Raw genomic sequence first — 19,372 nt, 5'->3', positions numbered from 1 at the left:
AAAAAAGAAATCTTAATCCTCTTTTAGATTATAAAAAAGTGATCAACGATTATTGTTGTTCTAAATATGTATTTATCAATTTTATAAGAATATTATTAACTATGAGGATGATTTATGAATAAGGGATTTAAATATTTAGTAGGATTATTATTTGTGGCGTCAACATCTCAGGCAGCGGTCATCTATAACGCAGATGATGGGTCGAACATAGATCTGTATGGTCGCCTTGGATTTAACGTTTCAGATAAAAAATCCGGTGATACATCGGGGGATTTCGATGCGCGTATTGGCTTCTCCGCGCGTCAGATGATCAATGACAAGTTCGCTGTTATTGGTTTCACACAGTATCAGGTTAATGCCGCTGAATATGCGAACAACATTAAAGCAGAGAACCCCAACGATTTTACCGCCCGCTATGTGTGGGCTGGATTTGATTTTGCAGAGTACGGCAAAATCACCGCCGGGCGCGTATCGTCCGGCCTGATTATGTTTACCGATATTGGTGATGTGTTCGCGTCGTCTGATGTCGCTATGGCCCGTCAGGCTAACTTTGTGGATTCAACCGCGGTACAGGTTTTTCGCCAGGACGGCACCGTTCAGTATCAGAATACCATTGGTGATTTTGATATCTCAACGGCCTATATCATCGGTAACAATACATCATCTCTGGATTACGGCGCGAACTCGGCAGTACGTTATACGCTCGATCTCGGAGCGGCTGGAAAACTCCAGCCAGTCATCGCCGTTCAGCAGGATAAAGCGAAACACGGCGACCAGTCAGGCCAGTCAGATGATAACGCCGATAAATACACAATGTGGGGTGTTGGTAGCCGTTATTACCTCGGGGATTTTATGTTTGGTCTGCTCTACTCGCAGGATGAAGTAACATATCTCGATGGACGTCCGGACAGCACCGATAAAGACTGGGAAGCAACCATTGTGTATTCGCTGACTCCGGACTGGTGGTTCAGAACCGGTTACCGTCATTTAATTAATAGTGATGGTGATGGTCTCGAGCTCCGTGACACGACATTTGAAGTTCAATATAAGCTCACAGCTAAAAGTTCGCTGTACGGTTCCTATTCCTGGCGTAATGGTGAAGCTGGCGAAAACCGTGTAACAGGTAAAATGGTGTCATTCGGTGGGAATAATCCTGAAGACGATTATTTCCACCTGGGATTACGTTACGAATTCTAATTTATAGCTCTGTATAAGGGCAATTCGTTGCCCTTATTAAAGTGAGGTAATCATGAAGACAATATTTCTATTAATGACATTCATTATATCATTCCCGACGTTCGCGAACGTTAACCTGGAGTTGGGGGATACGGTTGTTGCGCTGGCGGCTAAGGGGGCAAAAGTATCGATGTTTTCAAAAGATATTTCACTGCCGACAGGTGATGAAAAATTAGTTATTAAATTTGATAGTGCTGTTAACCCTGAATCGGTCAACCAGAATCGGGGCCGGATTACATCCACTCCTTATATTATTTCATTTAACTACATCGGCGCTGACAAATTGGTTTTATCAGCACAAAAAGTCATGGATGAAAAAAGTGCGAAAGAGCAAGCCATCAACCCGCAATTTATTCTAACGGCAAATGGTAAACCCGTTCCCTTCACATTAAAGAAAATTGATCAGGAAGCATTTAATATATTTTCTGATTTTAAAGCTTTTTTAAAAGATGAAAATAATAGCTCTGAAATCTCTAGTTCTGATCCGGTAATAACTCCAGGAAGCAGCGATTCGCTTGATAAAATCAAAAGCGATTATAACAGGCTAACTGATAAACAACGTTTGTCATTCATGAAATGGTTATTAAATAACTAAGAGGTATTTATGAATCTGGATTTAAATAAAATGATTACTGAAGGCGCAAATCCTGCATCAATGGAGATTGATCGCCTTAGTAACCTGGAAATGTGCAGGGTTATTAATAGCGAGGATAAAAAAGTCGCGCTGGCGGTAGAGAAATGTCTCCCGGACATTGCTGATGCCGTGGAAATTATTTCTAATGGGGTGGCACAGGGAGGACGTCTAATTTATGTTGGCGCGGGTACATCCGGACGGCTTGGTATACTGGATGCCAGTGAATGTCCTCCGACATATGGTGTTCCACGCGAACTGGTTCAGGGCATTATTGCAGGTGGTCAACACGCGATCCAAAATGCTGTTGAAGGCGCAGAGGATAATCGCAGCGACGCAATTCTCGATATTGGCAATATCGATCTTAACGAAAACGATGTTGTCGTCGGCATTGCCGCGAGTGGAAGAACGCCGTACGTCCTTGCTGTTCTGAACCATGCAATGCACTCTGTAGGTTGTAAAACCATTTCTATATCCTGCAATCCGGGAAGCGATATTGAGAAATTTGCTAATATCGCCATTACTCCCGTTGTTGGCCCGGAGGTGATCGCCGGCTCATCGCGCATGAAAGCCGGAACGGCGCAAAAAATGATCCTCAATATGCTATCAACTTCGCTCATGATAAAAATGGGAAAAGTTTACGGTAATTTAATGGTGGATGTTGTTGCCACCAATATGAAATTATTTGAACGTCAGGTTTTAATTGTCACTACTGCGACTGGTTGTAATCGTGTTGAAGCGGAACGGGCTTTACGTGACAGTAATCGGAATTGTAAAACCGCAATCGTTATGGTTTTGAAGAAATGTCCGGCGACGCATGCCCGGTTGTTATTAAAAAACAACAATGGTTTTATTCGCGCTGCAATTGAATATGGGGAAATAAACTAATGTCTAAAAATATTAGCAAGGAATTGCTGACTAAAATTGTTGAACTGGTGGGAGGGGCTGACAATATTATCAATTGTGGGAATTGCATGACCCGCTTACGATTAAAAGTTGCTGATATTGCACTTATTTCCCCTGAGCTACAGACTGCGCTTAAAGGTTCAGTTAGCGGGGCTGTTATTAATGGTAATGAAGTGCAAATTATTTTTGGTGTTGGAAAAGCGCAACGCGCAGCAGAAAGCATGAACACATTGCTAGGTGTGAAAGATTTAAATGCCATTGCTGCCGAAAACAAAAACCAAATGAAGAATAAACAACAATCTTCTCTACAGCAATTCCTGGCAAACTTCGCAACAATTTTTACACCATTAATTCCAGGATTTATTGCCGCAGGGTTAATGCTCGGCATTGCCACATTAATTGGCACACTGGCGCATATTGCGCCGGATGCTAAGGGATTTTTACCTGATGCGCTGAATTTCCTGAAAATATTCAGCAAGGGATTGTTTACTTTCCTGGTGGTGCTGATTGGTTATAATGCGCAAAAAGCGTTTGGTGGTACCGGTGTGAATGGTGCGATTATCGCCGCATTATTTATACTCGGTTATAATCCAACGGCAACTGTAGGCTATTTTTCCGGGCTGCAGGATTTTTTCGGCCACACGATTGACCCTCGTGGTAATATTATTGGTGTGTTGCTGGCGGCGTATGTCGGTGCCAAAATTGAGCGGTTCTTCAGACGCTATATTCCAGACGAACTGGATATGATTTTAACCTCAATGTTGACATTAATTGTCACTGCTATTCTGACGTTTATTGTTATTATGCCTATCGGCGTCTGGCTGTTCCAGGGAATGTCCTGGCTGTTTATGCACTTAAACAGCAATCCATTCGGTTGTGCGGTTCTGGCTGGCGTATTCCTGATTGCGGTTGTGTTCGGCGTTCACCAGGGCTTTATTCCTGTCTACCTGGCGCTGATGGACTCTCAGGGCTTTAATTCGCTTTTCCCTATCCTCTCGATGGCTGGCGCTGGTCAGGTTGGCGCATCACTGGCATTGTACTGGAAAGCGGATAAAGCCTCCGTGCTGCGTACACAGATTCGTGGCGCGATTATCCCCGGCCTGTTGGGGGTTGGCGAACCACTGATCTACGGTGTGACCTTACCCCGTATGAAACCGTTCGTGACTGCCTGTATTGGCGGGGCTGTTGGCGGGTTATTTATCGGTACCGTTGCCTGGTTTGGGTTGCCTGTTGGCCTGAACAGTGCATTTGGCCCGTCCGGGCTGGTTGCATTACCGCTTATGACGTCTAATAGTGGAATTCTCCCGGCGATCGCCGTTTATGGCGGCGGCGTGCTGATTTCATATATCGCTGGGTTTATCATCACGGTGCTGTTCGGTTGCAAAAACGTGGATCTGGATTGAGGGATAAATCATGAAATTAAATATCATTGCGGCGGTTTTACTGACATTTTCTATCTCCGCTTTTGCCGTTGATTATCCGGTATTGACAAACACAAGCCCGGAAAAGGTTGGTTTTGATGTTAAAAAGCTTAATCGACTGGATAGTTGGGTACAAAATCAGATTGATGCTGGATATTCCGGTATGAACATTCTGGTAATAAAAGATAACCATATTGTTCTGCAAAAAGCCTGGGGCTATGCAAAAAAATATGAGGGTTCCACACTGCTCACTGATCCTATCAGGGCCACAACCAGCACAATGTATGATCTGGCGTCAAACACTAAAATGTACGCGACAAATTTTGCATTGCAAAAACTGGTGTATGAAGGAAAAATAAACGTAAACGATTTAGTCTCAAAATATATCCCAGGATTCAGCGATTCACCTGGTGATAAAATTAAAGGAAAAAATACGTTACGGATTTCCGACATTCTTCATCACGTCGCTGGTTTCCCGGCAGATCCACAATATCCTAATCAGAAAGTGGCGGGTGATTTATTCTCACAGGATAAAAATACTACACTGGAAATGATAAAGAAAACGCCGCTTGAGTATCAGCCTGGTACCAGGCATATTTATAGCGATGTTGATTATATGATCCTCGGCTTTATAATCGAATCGGTAACCGCGATGCCGCTGGATCGCTATGTTGAAACTCATATTTATAAACCACTCGGATTAAAACATACGGTATTTAATCCGCTGGTTAAGGGATTTACACAACAACAAATTGCCGCCACTGAACTCAATGGCAATACCCGCGATGGAGTGATCAGCTTTCCCAACATTCGTACCCGTACCATCTGGGGCCAGGTACATGATGAAAAAGCCTGGTACTCAATGGGGGGAGTGTCAGGTCATGCCGGATTGTTCTCTAATACGGGCGATATGGCAGTACTGATGCAGGTTATGCTCAACGGGGGCGGTTACGGCAACGTGAAGCTGTTCGACGCTGCCACGGTTTCTCAATTCACACATAGCTCAAAAGAGGACGCGACATACGGCTTAGGATGGCGTGTAAATGGCAATGCCTCGATGACGCCGACGTTTGGCGTTCTGGCAAGCTCACAGACGTATGGCCATACCGGATGGACAGGGACACTGACCGCGATTGATCCGGTAAATCATATGGCTATCGTTATTTTGGGGAACAGGCCGCATTCACCTGTTGCAGATCCTAAAGCAAATCCAAACGTGTTTGTCAGCGGCTTATTGCCAGCGGCGACCTACGGCTGGATTGTCGATCAGATATATGGCGCCTTGAAATAAAAAAAAGCTCGCATTTGCGAGCTTTTTTACTAAAACGTGTGCCGATTACAGGCTGGAGACGTTCTCGGTCAGGTATTTAGCAACGCCTTCCGGAGAAGCGGCCATACCTTCTTTACCTTTTTCCCACTGTGCCGGGCAAACTTCACCGTGCTCTTCGTGGAACTGCAGCGCGTCAACCATACGCAGCATTTCGTCGATGTTACGGCCCAGCGGCAGGTCGTTAACAACCTGGTGGCGAACGATGCCGTTAGCGTCGATCAGGAAGGAACCGCGCAGCGCAACGCCTTCGTCCGGATGCTCGATACCATAAGCTTTCTGAATTTCACGTTTGATGTCGGCAACCATCGCGTATTTAACCGGGCCGATACCGCCCTGGTCTACCGGAGTGTTACGCCATGCGTTGTGAACGAACTCGGAGTCGAAGGAAACGCCAACAACTTCTACGCCGCGTTTCTGGAATTCTTCGTAGCGCTTGTCGAAAGCGATCAGTTCAGACGGGCAAACGAAAGTGAAGTCCATCGGCCAGAAGAACAGGACGGTAGCTTTACCGTTGGTGTGCTGTTTGAAGTTGAATTTCTCAACGATTTCGCCGTTACCTAATACTGCTGCAGCGGTAAAGTCCGGAGCCTGACGAGTAACCAGAACCATATGATTCTCCTGTTATTACTAAGGTTAATTGGAACGCAACGCGGGCCAGTATAGGGAGAGATAGGGAGGAACTCAATGCGGCGCTGACAATCGATGAGATAGGTTTTACCTATTGATAATTATTCAATAGCGCTCTCAGAATAATCGTTTTGTGAGAAAGCGCAACCTTTCATAAGGTGCCTTTTTTCGCTTGTTCCATCATTTGCGGATAAAAACGCCAGAACTGCTGTTCGAGTTGCTCATAATGATTGTCGAGGTCGTGCCATGAATCACGCAGGGCATCAAGACGCGGTCGGCGGCTGGCCATGCCGTTCAGTACGCGCTGAATAAACTCCATATCCTGATAGCGTTCCAGCCAGCGCTCAGACCACATATATTCGTTGAGGTTAACGAAACGCGGGGGCGAAGCGGGCAGAATTTGCGCGACCTGAGCGTGGGCGTAGCGCACGAACTCGCTCAGCGGTAGGTCAGGGGAGATCTGAGCCCAGTGGTGCGACAAGAAGTGATCCCACATGACGTCGAGAGAAATCGGCGCGACGCGGCGGGTCTCGGGGCGAAACCACTCGCGGGCCTCTTTGACTTCCGCCAGGTTGTCGGTCATCACGTCGATACGCCGGTGCATATAAATGCCGTCAACGACGTCGGCGGGATACTCGCCTTGTGGGTTACCACGGACGAAATCGGCCAGCAGATTACCCGACAGCGAGCTATCCGCGAGGTGGGCGAGGTGTAAATGCGCGAGAAAATTCATATTACCTTTTTCCTTCGAACTGCCGCTGACAGGTTTACCGTTCTTGCCGGGCGATTAATGTACTCTGCAAGCCGGGGTTACTTGCCGTTGTCTTCATGCCGCCGGGATCATTTCGCCTATTATATCCCGTGTTGAATAGGGTAACGGTTGCAGGGAGCCCCTCCCGGCACTAGACTACCCGCCTCTTTATTTAGTCTGAGTCATCGTCATGCGCGTTACCGATTTTTCCTTTGAACTACCTGAATCCCTGATTGCCCACTATCCGCAACCGGAGCGCAGTAGCTGCCGCTTGCTGTCGCTGGACGGGCCGACGGGCGCGCTGACGCACGGTACTTTCACCGATTTGCTTGATAAGCTCAACCCTGGCGATCTTCTGGTCTTTAACAATACCCGGGTGATCCCGGCGCGTCTGTTTGGCCGTAAAGCCAGCGGCGGCAAGATTGAAGTACTGGTTGAGCGGATGCTGGATGATAAACGTATTCTGGCACACATTCGCGCTTCCAAGGCGCCGAAACCGGGCGCGGAACTGCTGCTGGGCGATGACGAAAGTATTAATGCCACCATGCTGGCGCGCCACGGCGCGCTGTTTGAAGTTGAATTCAACGATGAGCGCCCGGTGCTCGATATTCTCAACAGCATCGGCCATATGCCGCTGCCGCCGTATATCGATCGTCCTGACGAAGATGCCGACCGCGAACTGTATCAGACCGTTTATGGCACCAAGCCTGGCGCGGTGGCCGCGCCGACCGCTGGCTTGCACTTTGACGATCCGCTGCTGGAAAAACTGCGCGCCAAAGGCGTCGAGATGGCGTTTGTGACCCTGCACGTAGGGGCGGGAACCTTCCAGCCGGTGCGCGTCGACAGCATTGAAGAGCACATCATGCACTCCGAATATGCGGAAGTACCGCAGGATGTGGTGGACGCGGTGCTGGCGGCGAAAGCTCGCGGCAACCGCGTTATCGCGGTGGGCACGACCTCTGTGCGTTCGCTGGAAAGCGCGGCGCAGGCGGCGAAAAACGAGCTGATTGAACCGTTTTTTGCCGATACGCAGATCTTTATCTATCCGGGATATCAGTACAAAATCATCGATGCACTGGTGACGAACTTCCATCTCCCTGAATCAACTCTGATTATGCTGGTCTCCGCTTTTGCGGGCTATCAGCACACCATGAACGCCTATCAGGCTGCGGTAGCGCAAAAATATCGCTTTTTTAGCTACGGGGACGCGATGTTTATCACGTACAATCCGCAGGCTATTTCTGAGCGTCCGTAATCAGGCTATCTCACTTGCCATTTTGACGCCATGACGCATTTTTTAGCCACGGAATCATTCCGTGGCGAGTATTTAAACGTCGGACTGTTTTTCTGACGCAGGAGCAATAATGAAATTTGAACTGGATACCACCGATGGCCGCGCGCGTCGCGGCCGTTTGGTGTTTGATCGCGGCGTCGTTGAAACGCCAGCCTTTATGCCCGTTGGCACCTACGGCACCGTAAAAGGGATGACGCCGGAAGAGGTCGAAGCCACCGGCGCGCAAATCATCCTCGGCAACACCTTCCACCTGTGGCTGCGCCCGGGTCAGGAGATCATGAAGCTGCACGGCGACCTGCATGATTTCATGCAGTGGAAAGGACCGATCCTGACCGACTCCGGCGGTTTCCAGGTCTTCAGCCTCGGCGATATCCGTAAGATCACCGAGCAGGGCGTGCACTTCCGTAACCCGATCAACGGCGATCCGATTTTCCTCGATCCGGAAAAATCCATGGAGATTCAATACGATCTCGGTTCCGATATCGTGATGATCTTCGACGAATGTACGCCGTACCCGGCGGACTGGGATTACGCCAAGCGTTCGATGGAAATGTCTCTGCGCTGGGCGAAGCGTAGCCGCGACCGTTTCGATGGTCTCGGCAACAAAAATGCGCTCTTTGGCATCATCCAGGGCAGCGTTTACGAAGATTTACGAGATATCTCAGTTAAAGGTCTGGTAGAGATTGGCTTTGATGGCTACGCTGTCGGCGGTTTGGCTGTCGGCGAGCCGAAGGAAGACATGCACCGTATCCTGGAGCACGTTTGCCCGCAGATCCCGGCAGATAAACCGCGATACCTGATGGGCGTCGGGAAACCGGAAGACCTGGTGGAAGGGGTACGTCGCGGCATCGATATGTTCGACTGCGTTATGCCGACGCGCAACGCGCGCAACGGCCACCTGTTCGTGACCGATGGCGTAGTGAAGATCCGCAACGCGAAGCATAAAAGCGATACATCGCCGCTGGATGCCGAGTGCGATTGCTATACGTGTCGCAATTATTCACGTGCTTACTTGCATCATCTTGATCGTTGTAACGAAATATTGGGCGCGCGCCTCAATACCATTCATAACCTGCGCTATTATCAGCGTTTAATGGCTGGTTTACGCAAGGCTATCGAAGAGGGTAAATTAGAGAGCTTCGTGACCGATTTTTACCAACGTCAGGGGCGTTCCGTACCTCCTTTGAACGTTGATTAATTTTAATAATGAGGGAATTTCAATGAGCTTTTTTATTTCTGATGCGGTAGCAGCAACCGGCGCGCCGGCGCAGGGCAGCCCAATGTCTCTGATTCTGATGCTGGTGGTGTTCGGTCTGATTTTTTACTTCATGATCCTGCGCCCACAGCAGAAACGTACTAAAGAGCACAAGAACCTGATGAGCTCTATCGCCAAAGGCGATGAAGTCCTGACTAACGGCGGTCTGGTTGGTCGTGTGACTAAAGTCGCGGAAAACGGCTACATCGCTATCGCACTGAACGATACCACCGAAGTGGTTATCAAACGTGACTTCGTCGCTGCCGTTCTGCCGAAAGGCACCATGAAGGCGCTGTAATTACCATTTTCCCGAAGGGAACTGCCGTGTTAAACCGTTATCCTTTGTGGAAGTACGTCATGCTGGTCGTCGTGATTATCGTCGGCCTGATCTATGCGCTTCCCAACCTGTATGGTGAGGATCCGGCTGTTCAAATCACTGGCGCGCGCGGCGTCGCCGCCAGTGAGCAAACGCTGATCCAGGTCCAGAAAACTTTACAAGAAGAAAAAATTACCGCGAAGTCTGTGGCACTGGAAGAGGGCGCAATTCTTGCGCGCTTCGACACCACCGATACTCAGCTGCGTGCGCGTGAAGCGCTGGTAAACGAGCTGGGTGACAAATACGTCGTGGCGCTAAACCTTGCTCCGGCGACCCCACGCTGGCTGGCGGCAATGTATGCCGAGCCGATGAAGCTGGGTCTTGACCTGCGCGGCGGCGTGCACTTCCTGATGGAAGTGGACATGGACACCGCATTAGGCAAATTGCAGGAACAAAACATCGATAGCCTGCGCAGCGAGCTGCGTGACAAAGGCATTCCTTACTCCACCGTGCGTAAGGAAGACAACTACGGTCTGAGCATCGTCTTCCGCGACAGCGCGGCGCGCGATCAGGCTATCTCTTATCTCGGCCCGCGCCATCGCGATCTGGTTATCTCAAGCCAGGGTAACAACGCGCTGAAAGCGGTGATGACCGACGAACGTCTGAAAGAAGCTCGCGAATACGCCGTTCAGCAGAACATCAACATTCTGCGTAACCGCGTTAACCAACTGGGCGTCGCCGAACCGCTGGTTCAACGTCAGGGTTCCGACCGTATCGTTGTTGAGCTGCCGGGTATCCAGGATACCGCTCGTGCGAAGGAAATCCTTGGTGCGACCGCGACGCTGGAATTCCGTCTGGTGAACACGAACGTCGATCAGTCCGCTGCCGCCTCTGGCCGCGTACCGGGCGACTCGGAAGTAAAAGAGACCCGTGAAGGCCGTCCGGTCGTGCTGTATAAGCGCGTGATCCTGACCGGTGACCATATCACTGACTCCACCTCCAGCATGGATGAGTACAACCAGCCGCAGGTTAATATTTCCCTGGACAGCGCTGGCGGCAATATCATGTCTAACTTCACCAAGGACAATATCGGTAAACCGATGGCGACCCTGTTTGTGGAGTACAAAGACAGCGGTAAGAAAGATGCCAACGGCCGTGCAATCCTGGCGAAAGAGGAAGAGGTGATTAACATCGCCAACATCCAGTCTCGCCTGGGCAACAGCTTCCGTATTACCGGTATCAGCAACCCGACCGAAGCGCGTCAGCTGTCGCTGCTGCTGCGTGCGGGCGCCCTGATTGCGCCGATTCAGATCGTGGAAGAGCGTACTATCGGCCCAACTCTGGGTATGCAGAACATCAAGCAGGGTCTGGAAGCGTGTCTGGCCGGTTTGGTGGTCTCTATCCTGTTTATGATCTTCTTCTATAAGAAGTTCGGCCTGATTGCGACCTCTGCGCTGGTCGCCAACCTGGTGCTGATTGTCGGCATTATGTCCCTGATTCCGGGGGCGACGCTGACCATGCCGGGGATCGCGGGTATCGTCTTAACCCTTGCGGTGGCGGTCGATGCTAACGTACTGATTAACGAACGTATCAAGGAAGAACTGAGCAACGGACGCACCGTTCAGCAAGCGATTGACGAAGGTTATAAGGGGGCGTTTAGCTCCATCTTCGACGCCAACGTGACGACGCTAATCAAAGTTATCATCCTGTACGCAGTCGGTACCGGTGCCATTAAAGGGTTTGCGATTACGACCGGTATCGGTATCGCGACCTCAATGTTTACCGCTATCGTCGGCACCCGTGCCATCGTGAACCTGCTGTACGGCGGCAAGCGCGTTAAAAAGCTGTCTATCTGAGGAGTGCGTTGTGGCACAGGAATATACTGTTGAACAATTGAACCATGGCCGTAAAGTCTGGGACTTTATGCGCTGGGACTACTGGGCCTTCGGCATTTCAGGTTTTCTGCTGATTGTGTCGATCGCCATCATCGGCGTCCGCGGGTTTAACTGGGGTCTGGATTTCACCGGCGGTACGGTGATTGAAATTACCCTCGAAAAACCGGTTGATATGGACCAGATGCGCGACGCGCTGCAGAAAGCGGGCTTTGTGGAGCCGCAGTTGCAGAACTTCGGTAGCAGCCGCGACATCATGGTGCGTATGCCGCCGGTACATGATGCCAACGGCAGCCAGGAGCTGGGTAGCAAGGTCGTTAACGTGATTAACGAAGCGACCAGCCAAACCGCGACGGTGAAGCGTATTGAGTTTGTTGGCCCAAGCGTGGGCGCAGACCTTGCGCAAACCGGCGCCCTGGCGCTGATCGCCGCGCTGGTGTGTATCCTCATCTATGTCGGTTTCCGCTTTGAATGGCGTCTGGCGGCCGGGGTGGTTATCGCACTGGCGCACGACGTGGTGATTACCATGGGCGTACTGTCGTTGTTCCATATCGAGATTGACCTGACCATCGTCGCTTCGCTGATGTCGGTTATCGGTTACTCGTTGAACGATAGTATCGTGGTATCGGATCGTATCCGTGAAAACTTCCGTAAGATCCGTCGCGGTACGCCGTACGAAATCTTTAACGTGTCGTTGACCCAGACGCTGCACCGTACGTTGATCACCTCCGGTACCACCTTGATGGTGATCCTGATGCTGTTCCTCTTCGGCGGCCCGATTCTGGAAGGCTTCTCGCTGACCATGCTGATCGGTGTTTCCATCGGTACGGCTTCTTCTATCTACGTCGCGTCCGCGCTGGCGTTGAAACTGGGCATGAAGCGCGAGCACCTGCTCCAGCAGAAGGTCGAAAAAGAAGGGGCGGATCAGCCGTCTATTCTGCCGTAATACGGTTCAGTTGATAGAAAGCAATCCCGGCCCCGGTGGCCGGGATTTTTTTGCCCGCATAAAACCTGCTGACAGTATGCTGTCAGGAGCCCTCCCGTACACTGCCTCTGAACTCACTAACGAGCTGGAGGAAGTATGAACAACGTGATTAACTGGTTTGAAATTCCGGTCGCTGATATGGATCGCGCCGTCGCGTTTTATGAGCCGGTGCTGCAGGTGACGCTGCGTCGTGAAACCATGGATTGTGCGGATTTGGCCGTCTTCCCGCATCAGGACCCGGCTCCTGGCGGTGCATTGGCCAAATTTGACGGTATCGCGCCATCGTCGCAGGGCGCTATTATTTATCTGCATACCGCCAATCTCGCCGCCACCCTGGATCGTGTCGCCTCGGCGGGCGGAGCATGTGTTTTTGGCCCTCTGGTGCTGCCAAACGATATTGGCACTATTGCCCTGTTTACCGACAGCGAAGGCAACCGTGTCGGCCTGCATCAGCCGGCATAACCCTAACTTTTTGCGAAACGAGAAATGACCCGACGCGCCGACCGTTTATTTCAGATAGTGCAGATCCTGCGCGGCAGACGGCTGACTACCGCCGCGTTGCTGGCAGAGCGGTTGGGCGTGTCGGAGCGTACCGTCTATCGCGATATTCGCGACCTTTCACTGTCCGGCGTACCGGTAGAGGGGGAAGCCGGGAGCGGCTATCGGCTGCTGGCTGGCTATGACCTGCCGCCACTGATGCTGACCAGCAAAGAATCGGAGGCGCTGATCGCAGCGATTCGATTGTTGAAAACCTGGGGCGGCGAGGCGCTGTCACAGTCGCTGGAATCGGCGCAGGAAAAAATGCTGGCGATCCTGCCGGAAGAGCGGCGGCGTAAAGCCGAGCAAACCCGGTTGTTTGCCCCGGATCTCGGGGCGCATCGTTACGCTAAAACGCATTTTGATGTGATCCACCAGGCGGTGTCTGGCCAGCAGGTGTTACGACTGTATTATCAGGATGAGTCAGGCCAGGTGACGCAGCGCGAGGTGCTGCCGCTGGGCTTGTTTTTCTGGGGCGAACGCTGGCTGCTGGTGGCCTGGTGTGAGCTGCGCAATGATTATCGTAGCTTTCGTCTCGACCGTTGCCTGGAGGTGCTGGCGACCGAACGCCGCTTTAGCGAGTGCGCTGACCGCTCATTAAGCGATTTTTTGCGTAAGGTGAGATGCGATGTACGGGAAAAATAAAAACGCCCGGGCTGCGTAGCACGCGGTCCGGGCGGTATCTTGCGCTAAAGGCGATTAGAAGTTGTAACCCGCGACGAGGTAACCACCCCAGCCGGTAGAGCGAACGCTGAAGTCGCCATCGCCGAAGTTCAGCTTAGCATCATCAGCCCACTGGCCGCCGTTATGGAAGTAACGTGCGACGATCGAGTAGTGCCAGTGCGCGTAGTTCAGCGCCAGGATGTGGCTGGACGCGATCGAGTTGCCGGTACGCGCGTGCTTACCGTTCAGATCGTAGAAGTTGTCATTGCCGAGATCGGAACCCCAGTCGAAGTTGGTGAAGCCGATATAGCTCAGCGAACCACCCCACAGGTCGGTCAGCGGAACGAAGTATTTCACCTTGAAGCGGTAGCCGTCCCACTCGTTTTCGTTGGACGCGCCGTAGTTCTGCCACTGGTATTTTGCATAGACGTTCAGCGACAGGCTCATCGGCAGACCGGTATCGATATCGGTACCCAGACCCATGTACCAGGTGCTCTGCTGCTGGGATTCGTTACGACCCATATCGTAGATGTAGTTGTTCGCGAAGTACCACTCTTTGAATGGCCCGAAGCTCAGGTCGGTATTGGTCAGCTTATCGATAGAGAAACGCGGCTCGATTTCCATAAACAGCGGGGAACCGTCGTTCCAGATACCCTGGGCAGAGCTGTTGCCGCCGAAGAATACCGGCAGGTCGACGTAGCCATAGAAATCAAACCAGTCTTTTTTAGCAAACGCTTCGTATTCCAGGTAAGTATCGTTACGGAGCTGCGGCCCAAAACGGGTGTGGTAGCTGCCAACTACGTTCACACTCTGGTGCCACCAATCAGACAGGTACTGCGGTTTTTCAGTTTCCGCTGCGCCAGCGGTGAAAGAAGCGGAAAGCGCCACAACCGCGCTCGCTGCCAGTAATGTTTTTTTCATATTGATGCCACTGTTTAAATTAAGCCAAAAGGCGTTAAGAAAATTGCCGAAGCGTTTCTAAATATGTCGTCTTTCTGTGGGGGTCTATTATAGAAATCATTGCTCACAAAAATACGTGTTGTTTCACAGAAACAAAACATGCGTAATCGATTGCGTTCACGATTTTATGCATTTCTTGACAAAATGCTACTGAAAATCGTTATGACGAACGATTTCTAATGAACTCTTGTGAAAAGTTGTAAGTGGATAGGTCGAGCGGGGCGCCGGGCTGTGTTTGCCCGGCGTGAGCGCTTATTGCGCGTTGGCAGGCTGAATGTCGTGGATACGAATAAAGCCGACTTTATCGGGAGCCGCATTCAGGCGCAGCGGAATATCGACATCGCTTGGCGCGAGGATGCTGGCCGGGGCGCTAATCAACTGATCCTGGACGTTAACTTCCTGATAGCTGTGGGTGGTGCCGCTGATCTGCCCGGAAGCCACGGTAGCGGTAAAGGCCGGGAGCGGATCGTTGGATTCACCCTGGATGCGTAAGGTCACGCGTGAACCATCGCCATCTGGCGTAATGCTGCCCACCGACATCCGCAGAGTGCCGATTTGGCTATCCAGTCGCGCTGGCGTTTTGGCGTCCGGCAGCAGGTAAACGCCGCTGGTGGATTTAGCATTCAGTGCGTTTTGCTGAGTGATTTTTATCGTTTGCTGATTCAGTTGGGTCATCTCCTGACTCAGCGTGCTGACGCTCTGGTTCATTTGGCTCATTTCGCTTTGCTGGGCGCAGGCGGTAAGGGTGAACAGGCTTCCGACGATAGCCAGTTTTATGTAACGTCTTGTCATGGTCAGGATTCCGTTTACAGAGGATGCTTAATGGTAGCTAAACCGACCGGGCCTACCATAGATCCTTTGTCTCAAAAGCTCTTTCTTTGTAGTCCGCAGACTTCAGGGTAAACTACCCTTCAGATTAACTACCTGTCAGGACGCGCTATGCATTGCCCTTTCTGTTTCGCCGTGGATACCAAAGTTATCGATTCTCGCCTGGTCGGCGAGGGCTCCTCCGTGCGTCGTCGTCGGCAGTGTCTGGTCTGTAATGAACGTTTCACCACCTTTGAAGTGGCCGAACTGGTGATGCCGCGGGTGGTGAAAAGTAACGATGTGCGCGAACCTTTCAATGAAGATAAGCTGCGTAGCGGCATGCTGAAAGCGCTGGAAAAGCGCCCGGTCAGCGCCGATGACGTCGAAATGGCGGTCAACCACATTAAAACGCATTTGCGTGGTACCGGCGAGCGTGAAGTGCCGAGCAAAATGATCGGCAATCTGGTGATGGAGCAGCTCAAAAAGCTCGATAAGGTCGCCTATATCCGTTTCGCTTCCGTCTATCGCAGTTTCGAAGATATTAAAGAGTTCGGCGAAGAGATCGCCCGTTTACAGGACTAAGCCATGCAGGACGAAATGTACATGGCGCGAGCGCTGAAGCTTGCTGCGCGCGGACGCTTTACCACCCATCCTAACCCGAACGTCGGCTGCGTGATCGTAAAAGACGGCGAGATCGTCGGCGAGGGCTTTCACTATCGGGCCGGTGAGCCGCACGCTGAAGTACACGCGTTGCGTATGGCCGGCGACAAAGCCAAAGGCGCGACCGCCTACGTCACGCTAGAACCCTGCAGCCACCATGGGCGCACACCGCCGTGCTGTGACGCATTGATCGCCGCAGGCGTAGCGCGCGTGATCGCCGCGATGCAGGACCCGAATCCGCAGGTGGCGGGCCGCGGCTTGTACCGCCTGCAGCAGGCGGGCGTTGAAGTCAGTCACGGGCTGATGATGAATGAAGCGGAAGCGCTGAATAAGGGCTTTCTGAAACGGATGCGTACCGGCTTTCCGTGGATTCAACTGAAAATGGGCGCTTCGCTTGATGGCCGTACGGCGATGGCTAACGGCGAAAGCCAGTGGATTACCTCGCCGCAGGCGCGACGCGACGTGCAGCGTCTGCGCGCGCAGAGCCACGCGATTCTCACTACTAGCGCGACGGTGCTGGCAGACGATCCCGCGCTGACCGTGCGCTGGCAGGAGCTGAGCGCTGACACTCAGGCTCTCTATCCGCAGGAGCATCTGCGTCAGCCGCTGCGTGTTGTCATCGATAGTCAAAATCGCGTGACGCCGGAGCACCGTATCGTACAGCAGGACGGGGAAACGTTGTTTGCCCGCACGCGCGCTGATGAACGTCAATGGCCGGAAAATGTGCGTACCTTGCTGGTGCCGGAACATAACGGCCATCTCGACCTGGTGGTGCTGATGATGCAGCTCGGTAAACAGCAGGTGAATAGCATTTGGGTGGAAGCGGGGCCGACGTTGGCCGGTGCATTGCTGCAGGCCGGATTGGTGGATGAGCTTATCGTCTACATTGCGCCTAAACTGTTAGGAAGCGACGCGCGTGGTTTATGCGCGCTGCCGGGGCTTGAGAAACTGAGTGAGGCGCCCCATTTCACCTTCAACGAGATACGCCAGGTTGGCCCGGATGTCTGCCTGCATTTAACGACTGCGTGATGCTTTCCTGATTATTAGGAAGCAGCGCCCAGAATATTATGATAAAATCCGCCCCCCTTGCGGGGCACATGAACCCGAAGGAAGAGTATGAACATTATTGAAGCTAACGTTGCTACCCCGGACGCTCGCGTCGCCATCACCATTGCGCGTTTCAACAACTTTATCAATGACAGCCTGCTGGAAGGCGCGATTGACGCCCTGAAACGCATTGGTCAGGTAAAAGATGAAAATATCACCGTTGTTTGGGTTCCAGGCGCGTATGAGCTGCCGCTGGCGGCTGGCGCACTGGCGAAAACCGGTAAGTATGACGCGGTGATCGCGCTGGGTACGGTGATTCGCGGCGGTACCGCCCACTTCGAATATGTGGCTGGCGGTGCAAGCAATGGCCTGGCGCACGTCGCTCAGGACAGCGAAATCCCGGTAGCCTTTGGTGTTTTGACCACTGAAAGTATTGAACAAGCCATCGAACGCGCTGGCACCAAAGCGGGTAACAAAGGCGCAGAAGCCGCGCTGACCGCGCTGGAAATGATTAACGTATTGAAAGCCATCAAGGCCTGATTTTTTTGTAAGGGGAATTCCGTGAAACCTGCTGCTCGTCGCCGCGCCCGTGAGTGTGCCGTCCAGGCGCTCTACTCCTGGCAGTTGTCCCAGAACGACATCGCTGATGTTGAATACCAGTTCCTGGCGGAACAGGATGTAAAAGATGTAGACGTTCTGTATTTCCGTGAACTGCTGTCCGGAGTGGCGACTAACAGCGCGTACCTCGACGGTCTGATGAAGCCATACCTGTCCCGCCAACTGGAAGAGCTGGGTCAGGTAGAAAAAGCGGTACTGCGTATCGCGCTGTTTGAGCTGTCGAAGCGTGACGATGTGCCGTACAAAGTGGCCATCAACGAAGCTATCGAACTGGCGAAGACCTTCGGCGCTGAAGATAGCCATAAGTTTGTCAACGGCGTGCTGGATAAAGCAGCCCCGGTAATTCGTCCCCACAAAAAGTAAACTCCAGGCCGGGCTTTGCGGGATGTCATCCTGCGAACCCGGCCTTATTCTTTTCTTTGCTGAGGCATAACGTATGGCATGCGGCGAATTTTCCCTGATTGCCCGTTATTTTGATCGCGTTAAAAGCGCCCGCCTTGATGTTGAAACCGGCATCGGCGATGACTGCGCGCTCCTGAATATCCCCGAGAAAAAAACGCTGGCAATCAGCACCGACACCCTGGTGGCGGGCAATCACTTTTTAGCCGATATCGATCCTGCCGATCTGGCGTATAAAGCGCTGGCGGTGAACCTGAGCGATCTGGCGGCAATGGGCGCGGAACCGGCGTGGCTCACGCTGGCGCTCACCTTACCGGAAGCCGACGAAGCATGGCTGGAAGCCTTCAGCGACAGCCTGTTCGTCCAGCTTAACTATTATGATATGCAGTTGATCGGCGGCGACACCACCCGCGGGCCGTTGTCGATGACGCTGGGTATCCATGGCTTTGTACCGCCGGGCCGCGCGATGAAACGTTCCGGGGCTAAACCGGGTGACTGGATTTATGTTACCGGTACGCCGGGCGATAGCGCCGCGGGACTGGCCATTTTACAAGACCGGCTGACGGTTGATTCTCCGGCCGATGCCGATTATCTGCTGGCGCGTCATTTACGTCCGATGCCGCGCGTCCTGCAGGGGCAGGCGCTGCGCGATCTGGCGAATTCGGCAATCGATCTCTCTGACGGTCTGATTTCCGATTTAGGTCATATTCTGAAGGCCAGCAACTGCGGCGCGCGCATCGATCTCGACGCGATGCCGTACTCCGATGCGATGCTACGCCAGGTCGATCCCGAGCAGGCGTTGCGCTGGGCGCTCTCCGGCGGCGAAGATTATGAACTGTGCTTTACCGTGCCTGAGCTGAACCGCGGGGCGCTGGATGTCGCTATTGGCCAGCTTGGCGCGCGCTTTACCTGTATCGGCCAGATTGTGGCGGAAGCCGATGGACTGCAGTTTATCCGGGAAGGTAAGCCGATTAAATTGGATTTAAAGGGGTACGATCATTTTGGCACGGAGTAAAGACGAGGCCAAAAGCCGCCTC

Annotated in this window: 21 protein-coding genes; 17 read left to right on the top strand and 4 right to left on the bottom strand. The window is 52.2% G+C overall.

All coding sequences use genetic code 11. The features are described from left to right. Positions 1 to 114: 114 nt before the first annotated feature. From PYR66_18060 to pbp4b, 5 genes are read left to right on the top strand one after another with little or no spacing between them, the layout of a single operon-like run. The gene (locus tag PYR66_18060) at positions 115 to 1,197 is read left to right on the top strand and encodes a porin (GenBank protein ID WEF27184.1); all 1,083 of its coding nucleotides are present in this window, start codon (positions 115 to 117) and stop codon (positions 1,195 to 1,197) included. Positions 1,198 to 1,249: 52 nt separating this feature from the next. After that, positions 1,250 to 1,831 (top strand): DUF2057 family protein, encoded by a 582-nt coding sequence (locus PYR66_18055; protein ID WEF27183.1) that lies wholly within the window; start codon positions 1,250 to 1,252, stop codon positions 1,829 to 1,831. A 15-nt stretch (positions 1,832 to 1,846) separates the two neighbouring features. Then, on the top strand, positions 1,847 to 2,755 hold the full coding sequence (murQ, locus tag PYR66_18050; protein ID WEF30492.1) for an N-acetylmuramic acid 6-phosphate etherase: 909 nt from the start codon (positions 1,847 to 1,849) through the stop codon (positions 2,753 to 2,755). Continuing rightward, on the top strand, positions 2,755 to 4,176 hold the full coding sequence (gene murP, locus PYR66_18045) for a PTS N-acetylmuramic acid transporter subunit IIBC (GenBank protein WEF27182.1): 1,422 nt from the start codon (positions 2,755 to 2,757) through the stop codon (positions 4,174 to 4,176). The genes murQ and murP overlap by 1 nt, the downstream gene beginning before the upstream one ends. Before the next feature lie 10 nt (positions 4,177 to 4,186). Continuing rightward, entirely contained in the window at positions 4,187 to 5,485 is a 1,299-nt protein-coding gene (gene pbp4b / locus PYR66_18040; protein ID WEF27181.1) for a penicillin binding protein PBP4B, read from the top strand. 45 nt (positions 5,486 to 5,530) lie between these two features. On the opposite strand, the gene PYR66_18035 is transcribed toward pbp4b, so the two are convergent. Together PYR66_18035 and acpH are read right to left on the bottom strand one after the other, a co-directional pair. Next, positions 5,531 to 6,133, bottom strand: coding sequence for a peroxiredoxin (locus PYR66_18035; protein WEF27180.1), 603 nt, complete (start codon positions 6,131 to 6,133; stop codon positions 5,531 to 5,533). Between the two features lie 169 nt (positions 6,134 to 6,302). Next, positions 6,303 to 6,884, bottom strand: coding sequence for an ACP phosphodiesterase (gene acpH / locus PYR66_18030; protein ID WEF27179.1), 582 nt, complete (start codon positions 6,882 to 6,884; stop codon positions 6,303 to 6,305). Between the two features lie 208 nt (positions 6,885 to 7,092). On the opposite strand from acpH, the gene queA reads away from it, so the two are divergent. The 7 genes from queA (at position 7,093) to PYR66_17995 (ending at position 13,826) form a co-directional block, all read left to right on the top strand. Continuing rightward, positions 7,093 to 8,157: a tRNA preQ1(34) S-adenosylmethionine ribosyltransferase-isomerase QueA gene (queA, locus tag PYR66_18025; protein WEF27178.1), complete on the top strand. Its 1,065-nt coding sequence runs from the start codon at positions 7,093 to 7,095 to the stop codon at positions 8,155 to 8,157. 109 nt (positions 8,158 to 8,266) lie between these two features. After that, the gene (gene tgt / locus PYR66_18020) at positions 8,267 to 9,394 is read left to right on the top strand and encodes a tRNA guanosine(34) transglycosylase Tgt (GenBank protein WEF27177.1); all 1,128 of its coding nucleotides are present in this window, start codon (positions 8,267 to 8,269) and stop codon (positions 9,392 to 9,394) included. Positions 9,395 to 9,416: 22 nt separating this feature from the next. Further along, positions 9,417 to 9,749 (top strand): preprotein translocase subunit YajC, encoded by a 333-nt coding sequence (gene yajC / locus PYR66_18015; protein ID WEF27176.1) that lies wholly within the window; start codon positions 9,417 to 9,419, stop codon positions 9,747 to 9,749. Between the two features lie 26 nt (positions 9,750 to 9,775). Continuing rightward, positions 9,776 to 11,623 (top strand): protein translocase subunit SecD, encoded by a 1,848-nt coding sequence (gene secD / locus PYR66_18010; protein ID WEF27175.1) that lies wholly within the window; start codon positions 9,776 to 9,778, stop codon positions 11,621 to 11,623. 10 nt (positions 11,624 to 11,633) lie between these two features. Next, positions 11,634 to 12,605 (top strand): protein translocase subunit SecF, encoded by a 972-nt coding sequence (secF, locus tag PYR66_18005; protein ID WEF27174.1) that lies wholly within the window; start codon positions 11,634 to 11,636, stop codon positions 12,603 to 12,605. A gap of 135 nt (positions 12,606 to 12,740) precedes the next feature. Next, a complete protein-coding gene (locus tag PYR66_18000; GenBank protein WEF27173.1) occupies positions 12,741 to 13,106 on the top strand; it encodes a VOC family protein in 366 nt (121 codons plus the stop codon). Positions 13,107 to 13,130: 24 nt separating this feature from the next. Continuing rightward, a complete protein-coding gene (locus PYR66_17995) occupies positions 13,131 to 13,826 on the top strand; it encodes a YafY family protein (GenBank protein WEF27172.1) in 696 nt (231 codons plus the stop codon). Positions 13,827 to 13,880: 54 nt separating this feature from the next. Here PYR66_17995 and PYR66_17990 read toward each other — a convergent pair whose 3' ends face one another. Both PYR66_17990 and PYR66_17985 read right to left on the bottom strand, forming a co-directional pair. Beyond that, positions 13,881 to 14,765, bottom strand: coding sequence for a nucleoside-specific channel-forming protein Tsx (locus PYR66_17990; protein WEF27171.1), 885 nt, complete (start codon positions 14,763 to 14,765; stop codon positions 13,881 to 13,883). A 291-nt stretch (positions 14,766 to 15,056) separates the two neighbouring features. After that, positions 15,057 to 15,596: a DUF3251 domain-containing protein gene (locus tag PYR66_17985; GenBank protein WEF27170.1), complete on the bottom strand. Its 540-nt coding sequence runs from the start codon at positions 15,594 to 15,596 to the stop codon at positions 15,057 to 15,059. 147 nt (positions 15,597 to 15,743) lie between these two features. On the opposite strand from PYR66_17985, the gene nrdR reads away from it, so the two are divergent. From nrdR to thiL, 5 genes are all read left to right on the top strand, one after another. Beyond that, the gene (gene nrdR, locus PYR66_17980) at positions 15,744 to 16,193 is read left to right on the top strand and encodes a transcriptional regulator NrdR (GenBank protein WEF27169.1); all 450 of its coding nucleotides are present in this window, start codon (positions 15,744 to 15,746) and stop codon (positions 16,191 to 16,193) included. A 3-nt stretch (positions 16,194 to 16,196) separates the two neighbouring features. Then, complete coding sequence (ribD, locus tag PYR66_17975; protein ID WEF27168.1) at positions 16,197 to 17,300, top strand: bifunctional diaminohydroxyphosphoribosylaminopyrimidine deaminase/5-amino-6-(5-phosphoribosylamino)uracil reductase RibD; 1,104 nt, start codon at positions 16,197 to 16,199, stop codon at positions 17,298 to 17,300. An 87-nt stretch (positions 17,301 to 17,387) separates the two neighbouring features. Beyond that, positions 17,388 to 17,858 carry a 6,7-dimethyl-8-ribityllumazine synthase gene (gene ribE, locus PYR66_17970; protein WEF27167.1) on the top strand — a complete coding sequence of 157 codons (471 nt, stop codon included), beginning with the start codon at positions 17,388 to 17,390 and terminating at the stop codon, positions 17,856 to 17,858. Positions 17,859 to 17,879: 21 nt separating this feature from the next. After that, positions 17,880 to 18,299, top strand: coding sequence for a transcription antitermination factor NusB (gene nusB, locus PYR66_17965; protein ID WEF27166.1), 420 nt, complete (start codon positions 17,880 to 17,882; stop codon positions 18,297 to 18,299). Positions 18,300 to 18,372: 73 nt separating this feature from the next. Then, on the top strand, positions 18,373 to 19,350 hold the full coding sequence (gene thiL, locus PYR66_17960; protein ID WEF27165.1) for a thiamine-phosphate kinase: 978 nt from the start codon (positions 18,373 to 18,375) through the stop codon (positions 19,348 to 19,350). Positions 19,351 to 19,372: the final 22 nt, after the last annotated feature.

Origin of the sequence: Klebsiella aerogenes (assembly GCA_029027985.1) — a bacterium.
Taxonomy (GTDB): domain Bacteria; phylum Pseudomonadota; class Gammaproteobacteria; order Enterobacterales; family Enterobacteriaceae; genus Klebsiella; species Klebsiella aerogenes_A.
This window is presented reverse-complemented; position numbering and strand designations above follow the sequence as displayed.